This is a genomic window from Aeromonas sp. S8(2024) (assembly GCF_041403085.1).
In the GTDB taxonomy this organism is placed as follows: domain Bacteria; phylum Pseudomonadota; class Gammaproteobacteria; order Enterobacterales; family Aeromonadaceae; genus Aeromonas; species Aeromonas dhakensis.
The window spans coordinates 640,612-660,379 of the sequence record NZ_JBGLRF010000001.1 but is presented as its reverse complement, the minus strand read 5'-3'; the positions used below and the strand labels follow the sequence as shown (position 1 = coordinate 660,379).

Here is a 19,768-nt window from a genome sequence, read left to right as displayed (position 1 = left end):
GGCGGGCGCCCGCATCGTCGAGCCAGCGCCTGCTACCTTCACGCCGCTGCGTTCGGGCGCCGCGGCGCCGCTTCAAGCCTGATTGCCCAAGGTCATGGTGCGCTTGCGTTGCTCGCGCACCAGGTGGCGGTTGATCTCGCCCAGCAAGAGCTCCTTGCTGATGGGCTTGGTGATATAGCCATTCATGCCGTGGGACAGGTAGTACTGCTTCGACTCGGGCATGGCATCCGCGGTCAGGGCAATGATGGGAATGTCGGCCCAGCTCTGGCGCGAGGCGCGAATATGGGTGGTGGCTGCCAGCCCGTCCATCACCGGCATCTGCACATCCATCAGCACGATGTCGAAGGTCTCTTGCGCCAGCTTTGCCAGCGCCTCTTCCCCCTGCAGCGCCAGCGTCACCCGATGGCCGGCAGACGCGAGCATGGCACCGATGACCTTGCGATTGGTGGCGTTGTCGTCCACCAGCAAGATGCGATAACTCTCCTGACTGATCGGCTTGCTGGGCAGGCTGGTCATCGACGGGGTGGTCGCCTGGGCAGGCCAGAGATAGGTAAAGGTGCTGCCGAACCCCTCGTGGCTCTCGACCGAGATGTCGCCCCCCATCAGGCGGGCGAGGTTGCGGGAGATCTCGAGGCCCAGCCCCGAGCCACCATATTGGCGGGTGATGGAGATGTCGGCCTGGGAGAAGCGCTGGAACAGGTTGCCCATTTGGTACTTGCTCATGCCGATGCCGGTGTCCTGAATCGCGATCCGAATCGAATGACGCTCCTTGTCCAGCGGCTGGCTGTCCACCCTGATGTTCACCTCGCCCTGATGGGTGAACTTGATGGCGTTGCTCAGCAGGTTGAACAGGATCTGGCGCACCCGCAGGGGATCCATCATCAGCCATTCGGGCGTGTTGGGGGCCAGGGTCAGGCTGAGCTTGATCCCCTTCGCATCGCAATTGCTCTGCATCAGGGCCCGGATGTCCTCCAGCAGCTTGGGCAGATGGTGGGGCACGAGCTGCAGCTCGATGCGCCCCTCTTCCAGCTTGGAGATATCCAGAATGTCGTTGAGCAGCCCCAGCAGATGGTTGGCTGACTCCCGGGCCGTCTCCAGGTACTCCCGCTCTCTGGGGGCCATGGTGCGATCCGCCAGCAGCGACAACATGCCGAGTATGCCGTTCATGGGGGTGCGGATCTCGTGGCTCATGTTGGCCAGAAAGCTGCTTTTCGCCCGCTGACCCGCTTCGGCCTCGCGATTGGCCCGTACCAGCTTCTCGTTGAGCTGCTGCATCAGCTTGTGCTGCAGGAACGAGATATTCATCTGCCGCCAGATGAGCAGGGCCAGCACGAACAGCAGGGCAAACTGCAGGGCCGCGATCAGGCTGGTGGTGATGATCTGCTGGCGAACCCCCTCGCGGCGGGCGACGTCAAGCAGGGTCGCCTGCTCGTTGACCTCCAGGGTCAGCTGGTGGAGCTGGGGGAGCAGGGCGGTCAGCTGTTGATCAAGCTGCTGATGGGCCGCCTGATCCAGCGGCTTGTGCTGGACCGGCCCGAGCCAGAGATCGGCCAGGGCGATGAAGCGGCGCATCTCCTTGCTGGCCTGCTGATAAATCTGGGTATGTTGCAGCAGGTTGCGATCCTTGCTCTCCAGCACCAGCTCAATCCGGCTGACCAGAATGTCGTATCTGAGCTGGAACTTGACCTGCGGCTCATTTTTCAGGGCATTTTGAAAGCGCAGCGCCTCGTTGTAGAGCTGGAAATAGTTCCACATGACGTTGTCTTCACCCTGACTGGTGCTGTGCTGCAGCTCCTCGAACTGCCGGTACTGGACGGTACCGATACCGGCAAACGCCAGCAACAGCACGCAGAGCACGACGAACAGGGAGCGCTGACTGGCTGCCATGGATTGCATGATGCGGTTCACTCCACCTTGATCTTGTTGATCTGCCAGATGGCACGGCCGTAATAGAGCTTGTTGCGAAGCTCGGGGTATTGATCAAACGGGTAGATCAGGAACAGGGGCCCCTTGTCACGCACCGACAGCGGCTTGCCATCGATGCTGCGGGCCAGGATCACCTGATACTGGGCGGCATCGCTGGTGGGCACCTGGATCGAGTAGTCGTTGAGCGCCGTGATGGTCAGCTGCTTGCCGCTGGCGCCCACCTTGGCCAGCAGATCGCTCAGACGGGGGCCGCGGAAGGTCTTCTCTTCGTCATACCAGGGTGTGTGAGTCTTGATCTCGTACTCGGGCAGTTGATCCAGCATGGCGGTGTCCCACAGGGCGTCCTGCTGGTAATTGGGCTGGGTAATGGCGCCTTCCACCCTGAGCTGGGCGCTGTCGGGATCGGGAGTCGCCTGGGCGGTAGCGCAAAGAATGGCCAGCAGGGGAGCCACATAAAAATTGAGTCTCATAACCTTCCTCCATGGAACCGTGAGAAGCAGATGCCAGGGCAACGGCGGGCCTGGCATAGAGGCAAGGCAATAAGCGTGCCTGATAGTGGAAAGCGGCAGCTGGCGTGGCTTAGGCGGGGGTGAAGAGGGGGTGAGGGTGCCTTTTCATCGCATTTTGCAATGAGAAGGATGAGCCATGTTGCAAATTGGCAAGGAATTCTCCCCTTGCCGTGGCCGATGTGCTTCTCTAGTTAAGGTGAAAAACAGGGTTTCTTTGGGTCTTTTTCTTGCCAGGCACGGCTCTTGCTTTACTGGGTATGGCATGGAACTAAACCGTCCTGGCATAGACAAGGAGCTTCAACATGGAAAGCATGACCTACACCCTTAACGACACTCAGGTTGTGGCATTGGAAAGCGAGTTTGATGCGATGGCCGTCAGTGAATTGCGCCCCTTATTTGAAAAGCTGTCGGAGTACACAGGTGATGTGCTGGCGGATCTGCGAGACGTGCACTTCATCGACTCCTCGGGGATCGGGGCTCTGGTGTTTCTCCACAAGCGGCTGGTGATGAACGGCCATCATCTGGAGATCATCTGTGGTCCGGGGCAACCCCGCGATCTGCTGGACATGCTGCACATCAACCGGGTCATCCCCTGTCATGAGAACGTGAAAGCCTACATGCAGTCATCCGGCATGGTGGTGGCATCATGAAGCACTGGCTTGTGCTCGGGATCTCGCTGCTGATGGCGGGTTGCGCGCAATGGCCATCCGAGGGCAAGGGGGGAATGGCCGAGCTGAGACCCACCTGGTTACCGTTAAATGAGGATGAACAACGCCTGCTGTCAGGTTATGATGAGCGTCAACAGAAGCTCGATCAGCAACTGGTCAGCCTGCAGCAGGCGGGTCTGCGCGACTGCATGCCGGCTGGGCTAAAACAGCTACAATCTCAACGAGTTGATATAGTACGGGATGTACATGGCCGACTCTGGGCCGACGTAGCCTGGCGTCAGGCCATGCTGGCCGAGTCGTTGAAGCAGGTGCGTTTGCAGCTGGAAAAGACCACCAGTGGTGGTTGTAGCCGGAGCTGGTCTGGACTTCCGTTGCGTCAGTGGAGGCAAACGTAACAATAAAAAGGATGTCTATGGATCGGGGCGCTATCAAGGGATTTATCGCGGTTGTTCTGTTTTTGTTTACCTGTCCGCTGCTGGCAAGCACCCTGCTGGCGCCGGGTGATCGGCTCTCAATCGTGCAGCCGGGGGAGGCCGCCTTCGACAAGCCCTTCCAGATCGACAAGCAGGGTGAAATCAAACTGCCCGAGGTGGGTACCGTGGTGGTGGGCGGCAAGACGCTCCCAGAGGCGGACGCCATCATTCGCACCGCCCTCAAGCCCGTCTACAACAACCTCTCCCAGCTGACCATCACCCTGTTGGAAAAGCGGCTGCTCATCAGCGTCATGGGCTATGTCAAAAAGCCCGGCAGCTATGATCTGGCGCCCGATGGCAACGTGCAGATGGCGCTGGATGCGGCCGGCGGCCTGGTGCCGGGGGCCCAGCTCAACAACATGCAGGTGCGCCGCGGCGACACCGTCTCCAGCTTCGACTACAAGCGCTATCTCGATACCGGCGATGCCGGTCTCTTGCCCCCGCTGCAATCTCTCGACGTGGTCTTCGTGCCCGCATCCCCCCTTATCGGCAACGTCCAGATTGACTTCGATGCCGCCACCCTGGCAGCCGGTGGGGATGGCGACACCGGCAAGGCGATCAAGGTGTTTGGCGAGGTGAACAGCCCAGGCGCCTTCAGCTTCAAGAGCGGCAACTCCATCGTGGATCTGCTGATGCGGGCCGGCGGGGTGACCCGCTTTGCCGGGGTGGAGCGGATCCGGGTGATCAACGGGGATGCCCCCGAACTGTTCGATCTCAAGGCCTACCTCGATTCGGGCAACAACAAGCTGCTGCCGGCACTGGCCCCCGGCGCCACCATCTTCGTGCCCAAGGACGAGGAGCAGATCAAGCGCGGGGCGCGCACCATCTACATCATGGGGGAGGTGTTCAAGCCCGGCGCCTACGAGGGGCGGGAGGGGGATACCTTCCTCGACATCCTGGCCAACGCCGGCGGGCCGACCCGCTATGCCGAGAGCCGCCAGATCCGCTTGCTGCGCACCAACGGCGCGGTCGAACCCATCGATCTGCAGGCCTATACCGAGGGCATGCAGAAAAACCTGCCGCAGATAAGGCCGGGCGACGCCATCTTCGTGCCGGAGAAGACCGACATCAACGAAAAGTCCTGGCTCAAGGTGGCGCCGGGGCGGGCGGTGATGGTGATGGGGGCGGTGCGCATTCCCGGCCGCTATGAATGGTCTGACGAGATGTCGCTGCTCGATCTCATCGCTCATGCCGGTGGTCCCAACGAGCGGGCCGACATCGCCAAGGTGCAGATCCTGACCTCGGAGGGGGGCATGGCGACCCCGACCATCTTCGATCTCGACAAGTTTCTCCATCAGGGGGGGGCCCTTGGCAGCCTGCCCAGGATCCACGCCGGCTTCACCATCATGATCCCCGAGCTGCCCACCGATCCCAGCGACAACAAATCCCAGTGGGTACGCCAGTCGCCGGACAGCTCCATCTACATCTTCGGTCAGGTCGGCGCCCCCGGTCGCTACGCCTTCAACGAGGAGATGGGCTTCATCGACATCCTCTCGGCGGCAGACGGCCCGACCCAGGCGGCAGACCTGCGCAACGTGCGCATCGCCCATCGCAACGGCAGCACGGCGCGGGTGAGCAAGCTGGATCTCGCCCTCTACTTCGAGACCGGCGACGAAACACTGTTGCCCAAGGTGCTGCCGGGGGACTCCATATACCTGCCGGAGAAGAACCGCCCCTGGCTCGACGAGCCCAAGGAGAACACCATACGGGTGCTGGGGGCCATCGCCCGGCCGGGCCGCTATCGCTTCAACTCCTCCATGACCCTGCTGGATCTGCTGGCGGAAGCCGGTGGGCCCACCAGCTCGGCCTACATCAAGAAGATCGTGGTGATCAACATGGCCGTCAGCGGCCAGGGGGATCAGGCCCGTACCTTCGATCTGGACGGCTTTGCCAAGGAGCCCGATTTCAGCAAGCTGCCGGTGCTCAGGGCAGGGGACACCGTCTTCATCCCCGACAGCAAAAGCAGCAACTGGGCCATCTTCATGGACGGGATGCGCGACATTCTCACCACCATCTCGGTGGTCGCCCTGGTGGGAACCCTGTAACGTGAGCATCCCGATCCAGTACCTGGAACTGGAGTCGCTCTACGCCTCGACCCTGGCGCGGGGGATCCGCTCCCTGGCGGTCACCTCGGCCGAGGGGGGCGAGGGGGTCAGCACCATCTGCGAGGCGCTGGCCAGGCGCGCCGAGGCGGACGGCCTCAAGACCCTGCTGGTGGATCTCAACCTCTATCACCCGGGCCGGCCCGCCGGCCAGGCCTGGGGGCCCAACGACGTGCCCGAGCCCCAACACCAGGGTCACGCCCTGGCGGTGCTGCCGGCGCCGGGCAAGGATCTGATGGCCTTTCGCAACAAGGAGACCCTGCGCGCCCTGCTGGTGCGCTGGCTCGAGCACTATGATGTTGTGCTGTTCGATACCTCCCCCCTCAATGCCCTCAACCGGGGCAATATCCCGGCGGATCAGGTGTGCGCCGCCTGCGAGGGGGCCCTGCTGGTGGTGCTGGCCGGCGTGACGCCGACCACCATGGTGCAGAGCGCGGTGGAGAAGCTGACCCGGGCCGAGGCCAATCTGCTGGGGGCCGTGTTCAACGACAGGGTCAATCCGGGGCTGGCCAGCGAGATCCTGCGCGAACTCAACCGGCTGCCGAGCAACCGGCTGACCGAGTGGCTCAAACGCTGGTGCCGGCGCAGCATGCTGCTCAACTTCCGGATCTGAGGGAGATGATATGAAAGAGTGGTTGCGATCCGCCCCCGCCACCCTGCAGTCGGTACGCGAGCTGCGTGGCCGTCTGGCGCAAGGATTGGCGCTGTTTCAGGTTGCCCCCGAGGAGCAGGCCAACTGGCTGCTCTGCTTCAGCGAGCTCGCCACCAATATCGTGCGTCATGGGGAGCCGCCGGCGAGCCAGCTCTGGCTCACCCTGCAGCAGGATGAGTGGGGCCTGAGTCTGCAACTGGATGATGACGGCGGGCCCCAGCCCGCGCTGGCGGCCAACCCCCTGCCGGCAGAGCCGCAGGAGGGGGGCTATGGTCTGGCGCTGGTGCACAGCCTGTTTGAGGAAGTGAGCTTCAGTCACCAGCAGGGACGCAACCGGGTGACCCTGCGGGCCCGGCACGCTCCCCGGCGGATGCCCATGGTGGCGGTGATCGATGATGACAAGGTGATGCGCACCCTGCTCACCGGCTATCTGCACGACAACTATCAGGTCGACAGCTTTGCTGATCCTCTGGCGGCCCTGCAGGCGCTGGGACGCCAGCCGCCGGACCTGGTGCTCTCCGATATCGAGATGGAGGGGATCGACGGCTTCGCCCTGCGCCAGCAGCTGATGAAGGATCCCAAGATGCGCGGGGTCCCCTTCATCTTTCTGACCGGCCACCATGATCAATGGACCCAGAGCCGGGCTGGCGCCCTTGGCATCGATGATTTCCTGATCAAGCCCATCACCAAGCAGGCGCTGCAGCTGGCGGTCGCCCGGGTGCTCAAGCGGTCGGCCCAGCTCAAGGCCCAGTGGGGGGATCAGCTGGATCAGCGGATGACCTCGGCCCTGCGCCCCCTGCTGCCGGCCAACCAGCTGCACGGCTATCAGCTGGCGCTGCAGACCCGCGCCGCCGCCGTGGGGGGGGGGGATTTCCTGCTGGTGAAGGAGCGGGTGCTGTGGCTCGGGGACGTGATGGGGCACGATGCCGAGGCAAAGTTCTTCGCCCACGCCTACGCGGGCTATCTGCGCGGTCTGCTGACCGCCCAGAGCGAGCAGCGATCTCCTGCCAGCCTGTTGACCACCCTCTCCACCGCCGTGCACAGCGATCCCCTGCTGGGGGCGACCCTGCTCACCACCCTCTGCATCGAGCTGGGGGAGGCGGGCCGCGTTCGCTGGGCCAGCGCCGGGCACCCGGCCCCCTGGCTCATCGGGGCGGACGGAATGCACCCGCTCGGCGTCACCGGTCCCTTGCCCGGTCTGCGACCGGATCCCCACTTCGAGACCTGCGAGCATCAGCTGCAGCCGGGCGAGCGCCTGTTGTTCTGGACCGATGGCCTGCTGGAGAGCCGGGACCCCGCCGAGCGCCAGTTGTGGGAGGCGCAGCTGCAGCAGATCTGTCTCACCCCTGCGCTTGGCCTGGAGCAGCTGGCCCTGGCCATCGCCACCTGGTTTGACGAGCGGGCCGACAAGGCCCCGGATGACATGACCCTGCTGCTGGTGGCATTTCCTGCCGACTGAGGCGCCAAAACTGCTGGCACACTCTATGCAAAACCCCCGCTGCAGGTGGCCCGACGCCACCAGAGGAGGTTGCCCATGTTGCCAACACATCAGGTCTGGCTCGCCATTGATGCCCGCCAGGTCGGCGGGATAGAGATCCACATCACCCACCTTGCCCGCGATCTGCTGGCGCGGGGTCTGAACACCACCATAGTGCTGGTGGCGGATCACGGTATGACCCCCTTTGTCACTCTGCTGAGGCAACAGGGGCTGCCATACCGGGTCTGTCGCAACAGCCGTGACTTCGTGCGGGTGCTGGCTGGCCAGCCCGGCTTCGTGCTGCTGCACACCCACGGCTACAAGGCCGGGATCCTGGGGCGCCTCACTGCCTGGTGCAGCGGCAAGCCCGTGGTCTCCACCTTTCACAGCGGGGATGACGGGGAGGGCTTGCTGAAACTCTACAGTTGGCTCGACCGGTTCACGGCCCGCTTTGCGAAGTGCATCGCAGTGAGCGAGCCCATTGCCCGCAGATTGCCTGTGCCGAGCACCGTCATCAGCAATTTTGTCCCCATGCCTGCCGCCCCGGTGGCGGTGGCGGGCAACCGTATCGCCTTCGTCGGCCGCCTCTCTGCCGAGAAGGGGCCCCAGGCGTTCTGCCAGCTGGCCGCCTTCTGCCCGGAGGGGAGTTTTCACCTCTATGGTGAGGGGCCGCTGATGGGAGAGCTCAGCATGCAGTATGGAGATCGGGTCGAGTTTCACGGTTTTCGCCGGATGGCCGACGAGTGGCAGCATATCGATCTGCTCTGCATCACCTCCCGCTTCGAGGGGCTGCCGCTGGTGGCGCTGGAGGCCATGGCCCACGGCATTCCGGTCTGCGCCTTTGCGGTGGGAGGGCTGGTGTCGCTGATTGACCACAAGTCCAACGGCTGGCTGGTGGAGCCGGGCCAGGTGCAGGACATGGCGGCCATCGTCAACTACTGGCTGAGCCGCGACGAGCAGGCGCGGGGCGCCATGAGCCTGGCTGCCCGTCAGACCATCGCCCGGGGTTACAGCGTCAACCACAGGGTGAGCGACATCCTGGCGGTCTATGGCGGCTGATCCCGAGCCGCCGGCACACCGCCAGCAAGCGCAGCGAGTGGCCAGGCCACTCGCTTTTTTTATGGCTGTACGCTGCGCCTTTGGTCAACCCCTCTCCCTGCCAGCCTCGGGCTCTCTGCTCTGCCTATCTGGCGCAGGAGATGGTGCGGCTGTATGCCTCAGTCCGCGATGCTCCTGACGAGGTGACACAGCACAGGCAGCGCCAAGCCGCTTGCCCACGAACACCTCGCTATAGAAGCAGGCCGCGACCTCTGGCTCCCCTGGCAGGGAGCCAGAGCAGGCGCCGGGGAAAGGGGGCGGTTCAAACCGCTCGGGATGGCGAGGGGCGACGTTCTGGTAAGAGATGCGAGTGAGGGCAGCGTTGGCGCGGCCCGCTGTCGGCAATGAAATAAAAAGGGGATGCAGGCCCGACAGGCTGGCGTGGCTGAGGGGGGAAAAGCAGAGGGCCACCGCCTAGGCAGTGGCCCGAAATCCGGCAGCAGGGTGAGGCTCAGCGCCCCTTCTTGCCCACCATGATGGCGACCGTCTTGCCGATGATCTGCATGTCCTGCAGCAGCCAGCGCCAGGGGTGGAGCAGGGTCACCGAGTAGGCGAGATCGAAGGCGAGCTTGCTGCGCACATCGTCCAGCGACTCGTCGTAGCCCTGATTGACCTGGGCCAGCCCTGTGATGCCGGGGGCTATTTCATAGGTGCGTTCGATAAAGAAGGGCACCGCATCCTCCAGCCGGTTGGCGATGCCGGGGCGCTCCGGCCGCGGCCCGATGAGCGACATCTCCCCCTTGAGCACATTGAGGAACTGGGGCAGCTCGTCGAGCCGGGTCTTGCGCAGGAAGTTGCCGCTGCGGGTGATCCGGCTGTCGGCCTTGCCACACCAGACCGGCCCCGTGCCCGCCTCGGCATCGGCGCGCATGGTGCGAAACTTGATCATGAAGAAGAGCTCGGTGTGGCTGGCGTGGCTGCGGCCAATGCGCAGCTGGCGAAAGAACACCGGGCCCGGGCTGTCGAGCCGTATGGCCAGCATGATGAGTGGCCACAGGGGCAGGGTCAGCAGCAGGCCGAGGCTGGCACCGGCCAGATCCATGATGCGCTTGAGCACCTGGGTCGCTTTGGGGATGGGGTGTTTCATGCTGCTCTCTCCTGTGAGGTGGGGCGGGTCAGCATCCGCAGGCCGTAGCGCAGGGAGCCGATGCCGTTGTACCAGTGTCCGAGTACCAGATAGTGGATCTTGCGAAACAGACCGGGCCAGTTGTGCAGCGGGGTGAGCTGGATCAGCAGCACTAGGGCATAGCCCAGCAGTTGACCGGCCAGCAGCGCCGCGAACAGCGGCGAGTGGATGGCCAGCGGAATGGCGCACAGCCACAGCAGGGTCAGGCAGAGGGGCATCAGCACCCGCAAGCCCTTGCCGCTGGCGAAGTTGAACGCCACCCAGCCGAATCTGGGGTGCAGCAGCGGCAGCAGACGCAGCAACTGCTGGGTGTTGCCGGCACCGATGCGCTTGCGGCGCTTGGATTCCAGCTGGGCATCGGAGACCTCCAGCTCAAGGGCGGCGCAGCGATTGTCATAGACCGCCTTGTAGCCCCTGGCGATGGCCTGCATCGGCAGGATGAAGTCATCGTTGATGGTATCGGGCGCCAGCGGCGCCAGGCAGTCACTGCGCATCACGTAGAAGGCGCCGTGGGCCCCCAGCATGCTGCCAAGGGCGGATTCGCACAGCTTGATCTGGCTCTGATAGCGCCAGTAGCTGGCCTCACCCTGGGAGCCTGGCTGCCAGAAGCGATAGGCTTCGCCCACCACACCGACGGCGGGATCCTGAAAGTGGGCGGCGGCCAGCAGCAGGCTGTCGATGGGCAGCAGGGCCGACACATCGCTGAAGGCGACCAGGGGGGTGTCAATCTGGGTCATCGCCTCGTTGAGCACGGCCACCTTGCCGCGATTGCGCGGGTGCTCGAACAGCCGGATCTGCAGCTGCAGCAGGGCGGGATCCCCGAGCTGGCAGAGGGCAATGGCATAGCTGTCGTCGGTGCAGCCATCAAAGTGCAGGTGCACCGCCAGCTTGTCGGCCGGGTAGTCGAGGCTGGCCAGATTCTGCAGCTTGGCCGCCAGGGTGGTCGCCTCGTTGTAGATGGGCATCACCAGGGTGATGGCGGGGAGCTGCTCATCGCCGACCTCGGCCCGAAAACCCCGTTGGTGCGGGGTCGGTTGGTGCTGGCGCGAGCAGGCCCGTTTGCCGACCCATTTGAGCAGCAGGGGGTAACCCACATGGTGGTACACCACCAGGGCTGCACACAGCCAGAACACGATCATGATCCATTCCATGGGAGGCTCCTTTTGCTGTCTCTTCGCGTGTTGGTGGCATCGCCTCAGCGGGCGTACAGCACCTGATAGGCTTGAGCCATCCGGCTCAGGCTGCCCTGTTCACAGACAAATTCACGGGTGACGGTGCGCAGGCCACGAGAGTTGAGCAACCCCTGTGCCAGAAGTTGCGCCATGAGGGCGGGATCTCGCGCCTCCAGCAGCTGACCGCTGGCCGGGCAGACGATATCGGCGGCGGCGCCCACCGCGCTCATCACCACCGGCACGCCGCAGGCCTGGGCCTCCAGCACGCACAGGGGCATCCCCTCCGCCAGCGACGGCAGGCAGAAGAGATCCAGCCCCTGATAGAAGCGGGGCATCTGCTCCACCAGGCCGAGAAAGTGCACCCGATGGGCAATCCCCAGCAGTCGGCACTGCTGCTGCAACGCATTTTGCAAACTGCCCACCCCGGCCAGTGCAAGATGCACCTCGGGGGAGAGCCGCGCCACGGCCTCCAGCAGCAGGTGGTGACCCTTGACCGTCTCAAGGCGAGCGGCGCAGCCGATGAGCCTCACCCCGAGGGGCAAGCCCAGCGCCTGACGCGCCAGCTCGGCGGGGCCCGGGACGAAGCGCCCCTCGTCGATGCCGTTGGGGATCACCTGGGCCTGGATGGCGCCGAGCCTCGCCTGCAGCTGGTGCGCCACCGGGGTGGCGTCTGCCACCAGGGTGGGCCGCAAGGTGCGCAGCCCAAGCCCGGCCAGCTGGCGCTGACGGGGATCGTCGAGATACCAGGCGTCATGCTCGGTGTGGATAAGGCTCGCCACCCGGGCCAGCCGGGCGGCCAGCCCGCCATAGAGCAGCGGGCCCAGATGGTGGGTGTGCACCGCTGCCGGCCGCAGCTGGCGCAGCAAGCGGATGAGGCGATAGAGGGTGGTCAGCGACCAGCCGGCGGGCTTGTCCAGACAGTGGATCCGCCCGGCGAACGGCCCCAGGGCGGGCCAGGCGGCGAGCAGCGCCTCCTTGCTCCCCTCCAGCGAGATGATGTGCATGGGCTGGTGGCACTCGTTGGCCTGGCTGAGGTTGAGCACCATGGTCTCCAGCCCCCCAGGCTGCAGGTGCTGGACGATTTGCACGATGGCGGTGCTGGCTGACCGGGCGGTGGTGGGCATGGCGCTCTCCTCACAGTTGTCGGCCCTTCCCGGGCCCCTTGGCGGGACTATGCGAATCCTGTACCACAACGTCTGCCATGTTGGCCCGCTTGCTGGCATTACCCTTGCATTTCCTCCTCCATTCGTGGAATGCCATACCTGCCTTGAGGGGAGTGACGCCATGCCGGTCCAGTTCTACTACAACCTCTACATCATCCTCTTCGCCGCCTGGCGGCGCCGTTATCTCATCCTGATGCCGGCCCTGGTCATGCCGCTGGTGGGGGTGGGGATCGGTCTCTTGAGCCCCAAGGTGTACGAGAGCCGCACCACCTTCATGGTGCCGCAGGATTCCAACCAGACGCCGACCCTCAAGGATCTGATCACCCAGGAGAGCCTCAAGGATCGCTTCGCGGTGCTGGAGGCCATGCTGCGCAGCCGCTACGTGATGGACGGGGTAGCACGGGACCGCAAGCTGGTGGATGACAACACCCCGCCGGCCAAGCGCGACGCCATCATGGACTGGCTCTCGGCGTCCGTCTCCATCCGTCTCATCGGGGACGAGGTGATCGAGCTGAAGGTGAAAGCCGACTCGGCCGAGAGCAGCGCCGGCCTGCTGGAGGCCGTCTCGCGCCGCTTCTTCTTCAACCTCTTGAACAAGGGGCGTCAGTCGGCCGAGTCCTCCGAGCGATTCCTGCAAAGCCAGCTCGACAGCCGGCGCAGCGAGCTGCAGGGGGCCGAACAACTGCTGGCGGATTTCAAGCGCGAACATGCCAGCGCCCTGCCGGATCAGCAAAATGCCAACGCCGCCCGGCTCTACGGCCTGAAAGAGCGCCACGCCGAGAGCCTGCTTCAGTTGCAGCAGGCCAAGACCCGGGTCGAGCAGCTCTCCCACGGCCAGGAGGGGGCCACGACCCGCAGCCTGGAGGAGAAGTTGCAGCAGATGCAAACCGAGCTGGCCCTGCTGCGGGTGCGCTACAGCGATCAGCACAGCGAGGTGCAGAGCCTGCGCTACCAGATTGAACAGTTGCAACAGGAGCTGGAGCAGCAGAAGAGCCAACCCGGCGTGGCAGTCGGGCCCGAATGGGATCAGGCCAGGGCCCAGCTGGCCGAGGCCGAGCAGAATGCCGCCGCGCTGCAGGCCCAGCTCGACGATCTGAACAAGGTGGTGGCCTCCCAGGGTGAAACGGAGAGCCAGCTGGCGGAGCTGGAGCGCGATCTCGAGGTCAAGCGCTCCCTCTATCAGGATCTGCTGCTGCGCTACGAGAAGGCCAAGGTGACCGGGGCGCTCGGCAGTTTTGAGCCTGGCGAGCGGATCAAGGTGATCGACAGGCCCTTCGCCCCAAGCAAACCCAGCAACTACCCGCTTTGGCTATTTCTGATCGCCGGCATGGTGGGGGGCTTCGGGTTAGGCTGCGGTCTGGCGCTGCTGATTGAACTGGCGGATACCAGCCTGCGCCGCACCGATCAGCTGGCAGCCCTTATCAAGGCGCCGGTGCTAAGCCGCATTCCCTATTGCGAACCCGTGCATGCCCACAGCGGCCAGGCGGCCCATGCCCAGCCGCCACTGGTGGAGGTGCCGGGTTGATATTTGCCCATGGCCGTCAAGACAGGCCCCACTCTTAACCCGAATATTTCTGATAAGGCCTCGTAATGAGGCCTTTTTTATGTCATTCAGATAGTATTTTGACCAACGACTATGGTTTGCGTCGAATTCGGGGGTGATTGTAACAATAAAGATCTGGTGACGCTTTATCATTCTGCTTGTTGACTGTGGTTTTATACAGTGGTAAAAGTGGAGCTAGTATAGAACATTGATAATACACTTATAAAAAAGCTGGTTGGTAATGCAGTGATTTAATATGATTTATAGGTGGTGCTGACGATTGGTTGGGCGGAGCTACTAACACATTATTCTCGTCTCCACCTTATTTCAATAATAATTTAAGAAGGATCATTATGGGTAGCATACCAGTAGATATATCTCCTCCAGCATACTGGCAAGACTTTGAACGATTGACTCTAGATATTGCCAAGATCCAGTGGAAAGATGATTATGCCGAAAGACATGGAAGAGCAGGTCAAGCGCAAGGCGGGATCGACATTTTTGGTTACAACCATAATGCTCACGAGCAAACTGGAATACAGTGTAAAAAAAGAACGCTAAAAACGAAACTTTCGCATGAATCACCATCTAATACTTTGACCGCTCAAGAAATTGATGAAGAGTTGTTAAAAGCCAAATCTTCTGCTCATGGTTTAGATCGTTTTGTTATTGCCACTTCTGGACCTAGAGATGCAGAACTTCAAAATCATGTTGCATCTTTGAATAGGAGCGAGCTCAAGATAAAAGTATCGATTAAGTTTTGGGATGACTACGTAGAGTTTCTAAACGATCATCCTGAATTGATGTATAGGTACTACGAAAATGTGTTGAAGTATAGACGTGAATATGACAGCACAAAGCATTATCTTCACCTACTATCAATGGCTTTTGATCGGCCTGCACTTAGAACGCCATTCCATTGTGAAAGTAGAATTACTGATTTCATCTCGGCAATATCAGCGACTCAGCAAGCAGTGTCTACTGGTCGGCTAATAGACCGTAATGACAGGGTTATTGATCAGATACGATTGCCAACACCAAAACCAAAAGGATTAACAAAAATATCCAATCGGCTACAAAAATGCCGAGATATAGCAGCTAATGCATTGTCAAATGGGATTATCGTTGAGCATTCAAATTTTATAGAAATACGAGATCATATCGTTTGCGAACAGTTGAATAGTATTCGCTCAGAGGCCATTGAATTGCTAAATGAATTGTTGATTTGTGAAGGAATAGAGAAGGTTGAATTTGGTGGTTTTTAAATATAAAAAGTTGCTGCGCTTGGAGAAGTTACTCACTACGCTTCCAGTTTTCCGATGAGCAAGATGTTAGAATCTTTTTGCACGAATTAATAATCATGAAGGAGTATGGCTTTGCGAGATTTTAATAATGATGGCAAGATAAATGTACAGGGTGACTTCAATGTCACAGATAACTCGTATCAAGAGCATAAGCTGTATATACACTGCTCAAATGAAGAGCTTCTTGCGGATAGGCCTTTTCGAGTAGAAAACATCAAAATTGAGCAAAAGAAAAAAATTAAGCGGCTAAAACCAATTTATGGGATAACCGTGCTTTTAGCGTTTGCCGCTGCAATCTGGGCTATGTATCAAGGAAAGACCGACTTAATTACAATTCTTATGGGTGGAGCGTCAGCATTCCTTGGCTTTCAGTCGCTAAAAGCAACAGTCGAGCCAAATGCGTTTCAAAAAGAAGAGCGAAATGCTGTTAATGAAATTAACAAAATTCTAAAGCAGCGAAGAGTCGAGTAATGCTAACAAGGCCAAGCAGCATCGCGCACCATGTTCGCTGGACCTCGCTATGCTTGGCCGCTGCTAACGGCGTTAGGTTCTAGGAAAGGAATGGATCTTCTTAAAAATCGATACTTCGTCCAACAAAGCAGGGAGCCATAGCTCCCTGTACAGATCTAGTTATCACCTGACACCGGCCTCAAACCGGTGTCTTGTTTACGCTACTTTAGTGCGCACTTCCTTCGGTATCAATTTCAGACCCTTCTTGAACATGCTGTAGGGCGTTTGTCCTTCCATCATCCTGCCCTGATGTGGTCGCTGGTTGTTGTAGTGCTCCAGATAGCTATCCAGGTCTGTCTGCATCTGCTCCACCGACTCATACCAGGTTGTCCTCCCTTTGATACGGAAGTGTTCATCCAACAAGGTTCGATGCAACCGTTCGATAAAGCCGTTGCTCTGTGGCCTGCGTACCTTGGTGGTCCGGTGCTCAATCCCCTCCAGTTGCAGGAACAGCTCGTAGGGATGATGGTCAGGGCGCCCGCAGAACTCGCGCCCATTGTCCGACAAGATGGTATAGACCCGTGCCTCATGGGCTTCGAAGAACGGCAGCACCGTTTCGTTGAGTACATGGACCGACGTCACCGGCAGCTTACTGGTGTAGAGCCGTCCCCAGGCGTGGCGGCTGTAGCAATCGAGCACGGTTTGCAGATACACCTTGCCCACCCCCTTGAGTGCACCGACGAAGAAGGTGTCGACCGCCACCAGTTCCCCGGTGTAGTGGACCTCTATCTGGCGTTCGCGGAACTCGGGGCTGAAGCGCTCGAGCAGGCGAATTTGCTCGTCATTGAGCTCAATCGTCTGCTCCCTATGGGTTTTCTCGAGGCGCAACAAGCGGTCATGTTTGGAGAGCAAATCGTGACGTTGCCACACGCCACGCACACCGCCCGCACTGACGTTGATGCCTTGCAGAGCGAGTTCTTGCGCGACCCGCAGCGGGCCATGGGTTGGTCTGGTGAGAGAGTAATCGAGGATGGCCTGTTCAATCTCGGGAGCGACCCGGTTGGGATGCCTCCCTTTACAGCCGGGGAGTTTGTCAATCAAGCCCTCAGCCCCATAGGTCTGGTAGTTACGGCGGATCTCGTAGAACTGCTGGCGGCTGTAGCCGATGAGCTTACAGGCTTTGCTGACGTTATTGAGCTCTTTGGCGAGCTCTAGCAGGCTGAGTTTATGACGTGCTACTTTCTCGTTGGTGGTCATACGGTGACTCCGGATAACACGGTAGGGGTACCGTTTTGTTATCCGGTTTGAAGCCGTATGACCACTCCCTTTTGTGGGCAACTGTCAGGTGAATACCATCTCTATACACACGGGATGATTAACTAGCCGATGACCGGCATCCGTTGCCATCCGGCGTTCTGCTGGTTGCGACCTTGAGTTCGGCGCTGATAGCGCCAGGCCAGCAGCAAGGGCATGCCGAGCAGCAGCTGGGCCGCCAGCGGGATCTCCTCGATGGGGGCCGCCAGTGCACCCTCCGGAATGATCCCCCCCTCAATCTCGGCCGCGAGTTTCAGCTCCAGGGCGCTGCCAAAATCGGCGAAGGTGGTGGCGTTGATGACGAAGGCATCCTCGCCGCCGGCGATATTGTTCAGATACCAATCCTGCAGCACCCCATCGGGGTAGTCCTGGCCTATGGTGATGCCGTTGATGGTGTCGATGCCGGAGGCGAGCAGCTGATCCCGTACCGTGGCGGTGTCGAGCCCGGCGTTCTGGATCCCGTCACCGGAGACATCCATCACCTGGCGCGTGGCGGTGAAATCGTTGGTATCGAACTGCAGGGCGCCGAATTGCATGGCCGAGCCCGGCGCCGTCATCCCCGAGTAGGGGCGTGTCAGGGCGTCCAGGGTGGCGGCAAACTCGTTGATGGAGGTCATGTCATAGAGGTAGAACCAGTCGGTCATCACCGCCTGCTGGGTCGAGCCGCTCCACATCACCATTTGCACGGCGATGGTGCCCAGCTTGCCGTCGCTGGTATCCAGGATGGCGTCTTGCACCGCCTGGCTGTAAAACGCATCCACATAGCCCTGCAACTGCAGGTTGAACTCTGACGTGCTGACGCTGCCCGACACATCCATCAGCAGTTGCAGCTCGGTATCCACTTCGGTCAAAGCGTAGGCGGGGGCGCTGACTAGCAGCATCCCCACCAGCCCTGCCAACGGTTTTAGTCTCATTGCTCACTCCTTCTCCTTGGGGCCTGGCCCTGATCCTCAGTGCCGATGGGGAGGATGAATAAAGCGTGCCACTTTGCAGGGATCAGCAGCAGGCATGAAATTTGCGGTCTTCGCACAGGATGAAAACGAACAAGTGCGGGGTGAGGCGATGGAGATCCGTCCCTGGCAGTGGGCGCCCAACTGGTTGCTGTTGGGGCTGCTAAATCAGTGGGCCATGGTGTGGCTCAACACGGGCCATTTCAACCTGCTGGTGGTGTTGCTGATTGCCATCTGGTGGCAAATTGCATCGCGGGTTGCGCCAGCCTGGCAACCTGGCCGCGCCGTTCTGCTGCTCTTCTCGCTGCTGCTGTTGATCCCGAGCGCCAGTTGCAAGGCGCTGGCCTGCCTGCTGCTGGCCGCGAGCCTGTGGCGGCGCCAGCAGCCTTGGGACGAGCGCGCCGCGCTGCAGATAGTGGTGGCCTTCACCCTGGCCGTGCTGTGGGGGCAGCAGCTCTTTGCCCTCTGCTCCGGCCCCGTGCTGGCGCTTGATGCCTGGGGCGTGGGTCAGTGGCTGCAACTGCTGGGGTGGGAGACGGTGCAAAGCGGCAATCGCATCGAGCGGGTGGGGGGCCATGCCCTGATCGTGCTCAAGGGCTGCTCCTCGTTCTCCCAACTCTATCTGGTGGCGCTGGCCTGGCTGGTCTCCTCCTGCTGGCTCGCTCCGGGGCGGGCGCTGCACCGTCAGTTGCCCCTGCTGGGGCTGGTCTTGCTGCTCTACATCGGCAGCAACCAGCTGCGCCTGGTGCTGATGAGCCTGGATCTGCGCTGGTACGGCTGGCTGCATACCGGCACGCTCGCCCAGCTCTACCAGTGGCTGGTGCTGCTGTTGCTGATGACCATCCTGTTTAGCAGGGGGCGCCATGTCACCACCGATTAGGGGCTATCTCTGGCTGGTGCTGCTGGCACTGGCCTCCGCCGGCGCCATGGGGTGGCGCTATCAGCACCGCCAGCCGGTGGAGGGCGCGCGCCAGATGCTGCAGGAGCTCCGCCAGCTCGGCTGGCAGCGGCAGGGGGCCAGCCCCTTGCTGGGGGGCACCTATGTGGGCTACCGGCTGCGCCACCCAAATTGTGACGGGGTCTTGCAGGCGATGGCGGTGGCCCCGGATCGGGAGGCCATGTCGGTACGGCTCGCAGGCAAAGGCCAGCTGCAGGGGGTGATGTTTCGGGGGCAGTGGCACCCGGAGCTGCCACTGCTGGCCTATCGGCTCAATCAGGGCTGGCACAAGCTGTGGGGCGATGCACCGGCCCCCCTCTATCGGGCCGCGCTGCCTGCGGCCTGTCTTGCCCTTATTGCGCCTGGCGAGCCTCGCTGAGGGGGCTCGCCGCGTCGGCCGGCAACACCCGGATCAGCAGGCTGTTCGGGGCCAGCATGGGGTCGTAGCGCGGTTCGAGCTCGATGGCGCGGGCACTGAGCAGGCTGGCCAGCTTGCCAAGGCGGCTGCTGGCAAGGCGCGCACTCTCCAGCATGTCGGTCTGCGGCCCGGGGCCGCTGATAAGGGCTATCTTCGCCGGATCCCGCTGGCCAAGAAACTGGTGCAACTGCTGCTCCTGATCCGCCGCCAACATCACCGCTTCCTCCTGATAAGTCAGCGACAGCTGGGCCTGCTCGGCCAGCTGCTGCTGGCGCAGTTGCGCCAGCATGGGGAAGGGATCCTCGGTGGGCGTCTGGCGGGCACAGCCACTGAGTAGCAAAGAGAGTAGCAAAGAGGGTAGCAAAGAGGGCAGCAAGGAGAGCAGCAAGCCTGCGGCAAGCTTGATGTGGCGGGGGCGACGCCCGGCACTCTGGCGCCCAAAAGCCTTTATGTTGGTGACGTTCTGATGCGGCATAAGCTGGCCAG

The 19,768-nt window shown here is 61.5% G+C and carries 19 protein-coding genes; 11 read left to right on the top strand and 8 right to left on the bottom strand.

Annotated elements, in window-relative coordinates; genetic code table 11:
- Positions 1-72 precede the first annotated feature (72 nt).
- Complete coding sequence (locus ACB031_RS02860) at positions 73-1,896, bottom strand: ATP-binding protein (protein ID WP_371138957.1); 1,824 nt, start codon at positions 1,894-1,896, stop codon at positions 73-75.
- Between the two features lie 8 nt (positions 1,897-1,904).
- Positions 1,905-2,396 carry a molybdopterin-dependent oxidoreductase gene (locus ACB031_RS02855; protein ID WP_010633831.1) on the bottom strand — a complete coding sequence of 164 codons (492 nt, stop codon included), beginning with the start codon at positions 2,394-2,396 and terminating at the stop codon, positions 1,905-1,907.
- A gap of 341 nt (positions 2,397-2,737) precedes the next feature.
- On the opposite strand from ACB031_RS02855, the gene ACB031_RS02850 reads away from it, so the two are divergent.
- From ACB031_RS02850 to ACB031_RS02825, 6 genes are all read left to right on the top strand, one after another.
- Positions 2,738-3,085 carry an STAS domain-containing protein gene (locus tag ACB031_RS02850; RefSeq protein WP_005301420.1) on the top strand — a complete coding sequence of 116 codons (348 nt, stop codon included), beginning with the start codon at positions 2,738-2,740 and terminating at the stop codon, positions 3,083-3,085.
- Positions 3,082-3,498, top strand: coding sequence for a hypothetical protein (locus ACB031_RS02845; protein ID WP_010633832.1), 417 nt, complete (start codon positions 3,082-3,084; stop codon positions 3,496-3,498). The genes ACB031_RS02850 and ACB031_RS02845 overlap by 4 nt, the downstream gene beginning before the upstream one ends.
- Before the next feature lie 17 nt (positions 3,499-3,515).
- Positions 3,516-5,621 (top strand): SLBB domain-containing protein, encoded by a 2,106-nt coding sequence (locus ACB031_RS02840; protein WP_126881744.1) that lies wholly within the window; start codon positions 3,516-3,518, stop codon positions 5,619-5,621.
- Position 5,622: 1 nt separating this feature from the next.
- Entirely contained in the window at positions 5,623-6,291 is a 669-nt protein-coding gene (locus ACB031_RS02835; protein ID WP_005301417.1) for a CpsD/CapB family tyrosine-protein kinase, read from the top strand.
- Between the two features lie 10 nt (positions 6,292-6,301).
- The gene (locus ACB031_RS02830) at positions 6,302-7,789 is read left to right on the top strand and encodes a SpoIIE family protein phosphatase (protein ID WP_371138956.1); all 1,488 of its coding nucleotides are present in this window, start codon (positions 6,302-6,304) and stop codon (positions 7,787-7,789) included.
- Between the two features lie 75 nt (positions 7,790-7,864).
- Positions 7,865-8,866 (top strand): glycosyltransferase family 4 protein, encoded by a 1,002-nt coding sequence (locus ACB031_RS02825; protein ID WP_208199476.1) that lies wholly within the window; start codon positions 7,865-7,867, stop codon positions 8,864-8,866.
- A gap of 490 nt (positions 8,867-9,356) precedes the next feature.
- Here the strand turns inward: ACB031_RS02825 and ACB031_RS02820 are convergent, their stop codons facing one another.
- The 3 genes from ACB031_RS02820 to ACB031_RS02810 are packed head-to-tail and all read right to left on the bottom strand — an operon-like array spanning position 9,357 to position 12,327.
- Positions 9,357-9,992 carry a sugar transferase gene (locus tag ACB031_RS02820; RefSeq protein ID WP_010633836.1) on the bottom strand — a complete coding sequence of 212 codons (636 nt, stop codon included), beginning with the start codon at positions 9,990-9,992 and terminating at the stop codon, positions 9,357-9,359.
- Positions 9,989-11,182 carry a glycosyltransferase family 2 protein gene (locus ACB031_RS02815; protein WP_371138955.1) on the bottom strand — a complete coding sequence of 398 codons (1,194 nt, stop codon included), beginning with the start codon at positions 11,180-11,182 and terminating at the stop codon, positions 9,989-9,991. The genes ACB031_RS02820 and ACB031_RS02815 overlap by 4 nt, the downstream gene beginning before the upstream one ends.
- A gap of 44 nt (positions 11,183-11,226) precedes the next feature.
- A complete protein-coding gene (locus ACB031_RS02810) occupies positions 11,227-12,327 on the bottom strand; it encodes a glycosyltransferase (protein ID WP_371138954.1) in 1,101 nt (366 codons plus the stop codon).
- 160 nt (positions 12,328-12,487) lie between these two features.
- Here ACB031_RS02810 and ACB031_RS02805 point away from each other — a divergent pair, with 160 nt between their 5' ends.
- The 3 genes from ACB031_RS02805 to ACB031_RS02795 all read left to right on the top strand — a co-directional run bounded on the left by ACB031_RS02805 (position 12,488) and on the right by ACB031_RS02795 (position 15,684).
- Positions 12,488-13,891, top strand: coding sequence for a GumC family protein (locus ACB031_RS02805; RefSeq protein WP_371138953.1), 1,404 nt, complete (start codon positions 12,488-12,490; stop codon positions 13,889-13,891).
- Positions 13,892-14,262: 371 nt separating this feature from the next.
- The gene (locus ACB031_RS02800; protein ID WP_371138952.1) at positions 14,263-15,174 is read left to right on the top strand and encodes a hypothetical protein; all 912 of its coding nucleotides are present in this window, start codon (positions 14,263-14,265) and stop codon (positions 15,172-15,174) included.
- A gap of 105 nt (positions 15,175-15,279) precedes the next feature.
- Positions 15,280-15,684, top strand: coding sequence for a hypothetical protein (locus tag ACB031_RS02795; RefSeq protein WP_371138951.1), 405 nt, complete (start codon positions 15,280-15,282; stop codon positions 15,682-15,684).
- A gap of 195 nt (positions 15,685-15,879) precedes the next feature.
- Here the strand turns inward: ACB031_RS02795 and ACB031_RS02790 are convergent, their stop codons facing one another.
- On the bottom strand, positions 15,880-16,920 hold the full coding sequence (locus ACB031_RS02790) for an IS481-like element ISAs19 family transposase (RefSeq protein ID WP_371138950.1): 1,041 nt from the start codon (positions 16,918-16,920) through the stop codon (positions 15,880-15,882).
- Between the two features lie 122 nt (positions 16,921-17,042).
- Entirely contained in the window at positions 17,043-17,891 is an 849-nt protein-coding gene (locus tag ACB031_RS02785; protein WP_371138949.1) for a DUF1194 domain-containing protein, read from the bottom strand.
- Positions 17,892-17,985: 94 nt separating this feature from the next.
- On the opposite strand from ACB031_RS02785, the gene ACB031_RS02780 reads away from it, so the two are divergent.
- Together ACB031_RS02780 and ACB031_RS02775 are read left to right on the top strand one after the other, a co-directional pair.
- Positions 17,986-18,807 carry a hypothetical protein gene (locus tag ACB031_RS02780; RefSeq protein ID WP_371138948.1) on the top strand — a complete coding sequence of 274 codons (822 nt, stop codon included), beginning with the start codon at positions 17,986-17,988 and terminating at the stop codon, positions 18,805-18,807.
- Positions 18,791-19,243 (top strand): hypothetical protein, encoded by a 453-nt coding sequence (locus ACB031_RS02775; protein WP_371138947.1) that lies wholly within the window; start codon positions 18,791-18,793, stop codon positions 19,241-19,243. Before ACB031_RS02780 ends, ACB031_RS02775 begins: the two co-directional genes overlap by 17 nt.
- On the opposite strand, the gene ACB031_RS02770 is transcribed toward ACB031_RS02775, so the two are convergent.
- Complete coding sequence (locus ACB031_RS02770) at positions 19,218-19,757, bottom strand: hypothetical protein (protein ID WP_371138946.1); 540 nt, start codon at positions 19,755-19,757, stop codon at positions 19,218-19,220. The genes ACB031_RS02775 and ACB031_RS02770 overlap by 26 nt on opposite strands.
- Between the last annotated feature and the right edge of the window lie 11 nt (positions 19,758-19,768).

Excerpts from the sequence above, each read along its gene's own strand:
- ACB031_RS02770 (WP_371138946.1), bottom strand. The coding sequence starts at position 19,757 with ATGCCGCATCAGAACGTCACCAACATAAAGGCTTTTGGGCGCCAGAGT.
- ACB031_RS02790 (WP_371138950.1), bottom strand. The coding sequence starts at position 16,920 with ATGACCACCAACGAGAAAGTAGCACGTCATAAACTCAGCCTGCTAGAG.
- ACB031_RS02825 (WP_208199476.1), top strand. The coding sequence starts at position 7,865 with ATGTTGCCAACACATCAGGTCTGGCTCGCCATTGATGCCCGCCAGGTC.
- ACB031_RS02860 (WP_371138957.1), bottom strand. The coding sequence starts at position 1,896 with ATGCAATCCATGGCAGCCAGTCAGCGCTCCCTGTTCGTCGTGCTCTGC.
- ACB031_RS02780 (WP_371138948.1), top strand. The coding sequence starts at position 17,986 with ATGAAATTTGCGGTCTTCGCACAGGATGAAAACGAACAAGTGCGGGGT.
- ACB031_RS02815 (WP_371138955.1), bottom strand. The coding sequence starts at position 11,182 with ATGGAATGGATCATGATCGTGTTCTGGCTGTGTGCAGCCCTGGTGGTG.
- ACB031_RS02840 (WP_126881744.1), top strand. The coding sequence starts at position 3,516 with ATGGATCGGGGCGCTATCAAGGGATTTATCGCGGTTGTTCTGTTTTTG.
- ACB031_RS02775 (WP_371138947.1), top strand. The coding sequence starts at position 18,791 with ATGTCACCACCGATTAGGGGCTATCTCTGGCTGGTGCTGCTGGCACTG.
- ACB031_RS02805 (WP_371138953.1), top strand. The coding sequence starts at position 12,488 with ATGCCGGTCCAGTTCTACTACAACCTCTACATCATCCTCTTCGCCGCC.
- ACB031_RS02810 (WP_371138954.1), bottom strand. The coding sequence starts at position 12,327 with ATGCCCACCACCGCCCGGTCAGCCAGCACCGCCATCGTGCAAATCGTC.
- ACB031_RS02785 (WP_371138949.1), bottom strand. The coding sequence starts at position 17,891 with ATGAGACTAAAACCGTTGGCAGGGCTGGTGGGGATGCTGCTAGTCAGC.
- ACB031_RS02800 (WP_371138952.1), top strand. The coding sequence starts at position 14,263 with ATGGGTAGCATACCAGTAGATATATCTCCTCCAGCATACTGGCAAGAC.
- ACB031_RS02820 (WP_010633836.1), bottom strand. The coding sequence starts at position 9,992 with ATGAAACACCCCATCCCCAAAGCGACCCAGGTGCTCAAGCGCATCATG.
- ACB031_RS02795 (WP_371138951.1), top strand. The coding sequence starts at position 15,280 with ATGGCTTTGCGAGATTTTAATAATGATGGCAAGATAAATGTACAGGGT.
- ACB031_RS02830 (WP_371138956.1), top strand. The coding sequence starts at position 6,302 with ATGAAAGAGTGGTTGCGATCCGCCCCCGCCACCCTGCAGTCGGTACGC.
- ACB031_RS02845 (WP_010633832.1), top strand. The coding sequence starts at position 3,082 with ATGAAGCACTGGCTTGTGCTCGGGATCTCGCTGCTGATGGCGGGTTGC.
- ACB031_RS02855 (WP_010633831.1), bottom strand. The coding sequence starts at position 2,396 with ATGAGACTCAATTTTTATGTGGCTCCCCTGCTGGCCATTCTTTGCGCT.
- ACB031_RS02850 (WP_005301420.1), top strand. The coding sequence starts at position 2,738 with ATGGAAAGCATGACCTACACCCTTAACGACACTCAGGTTGTGGCATTG.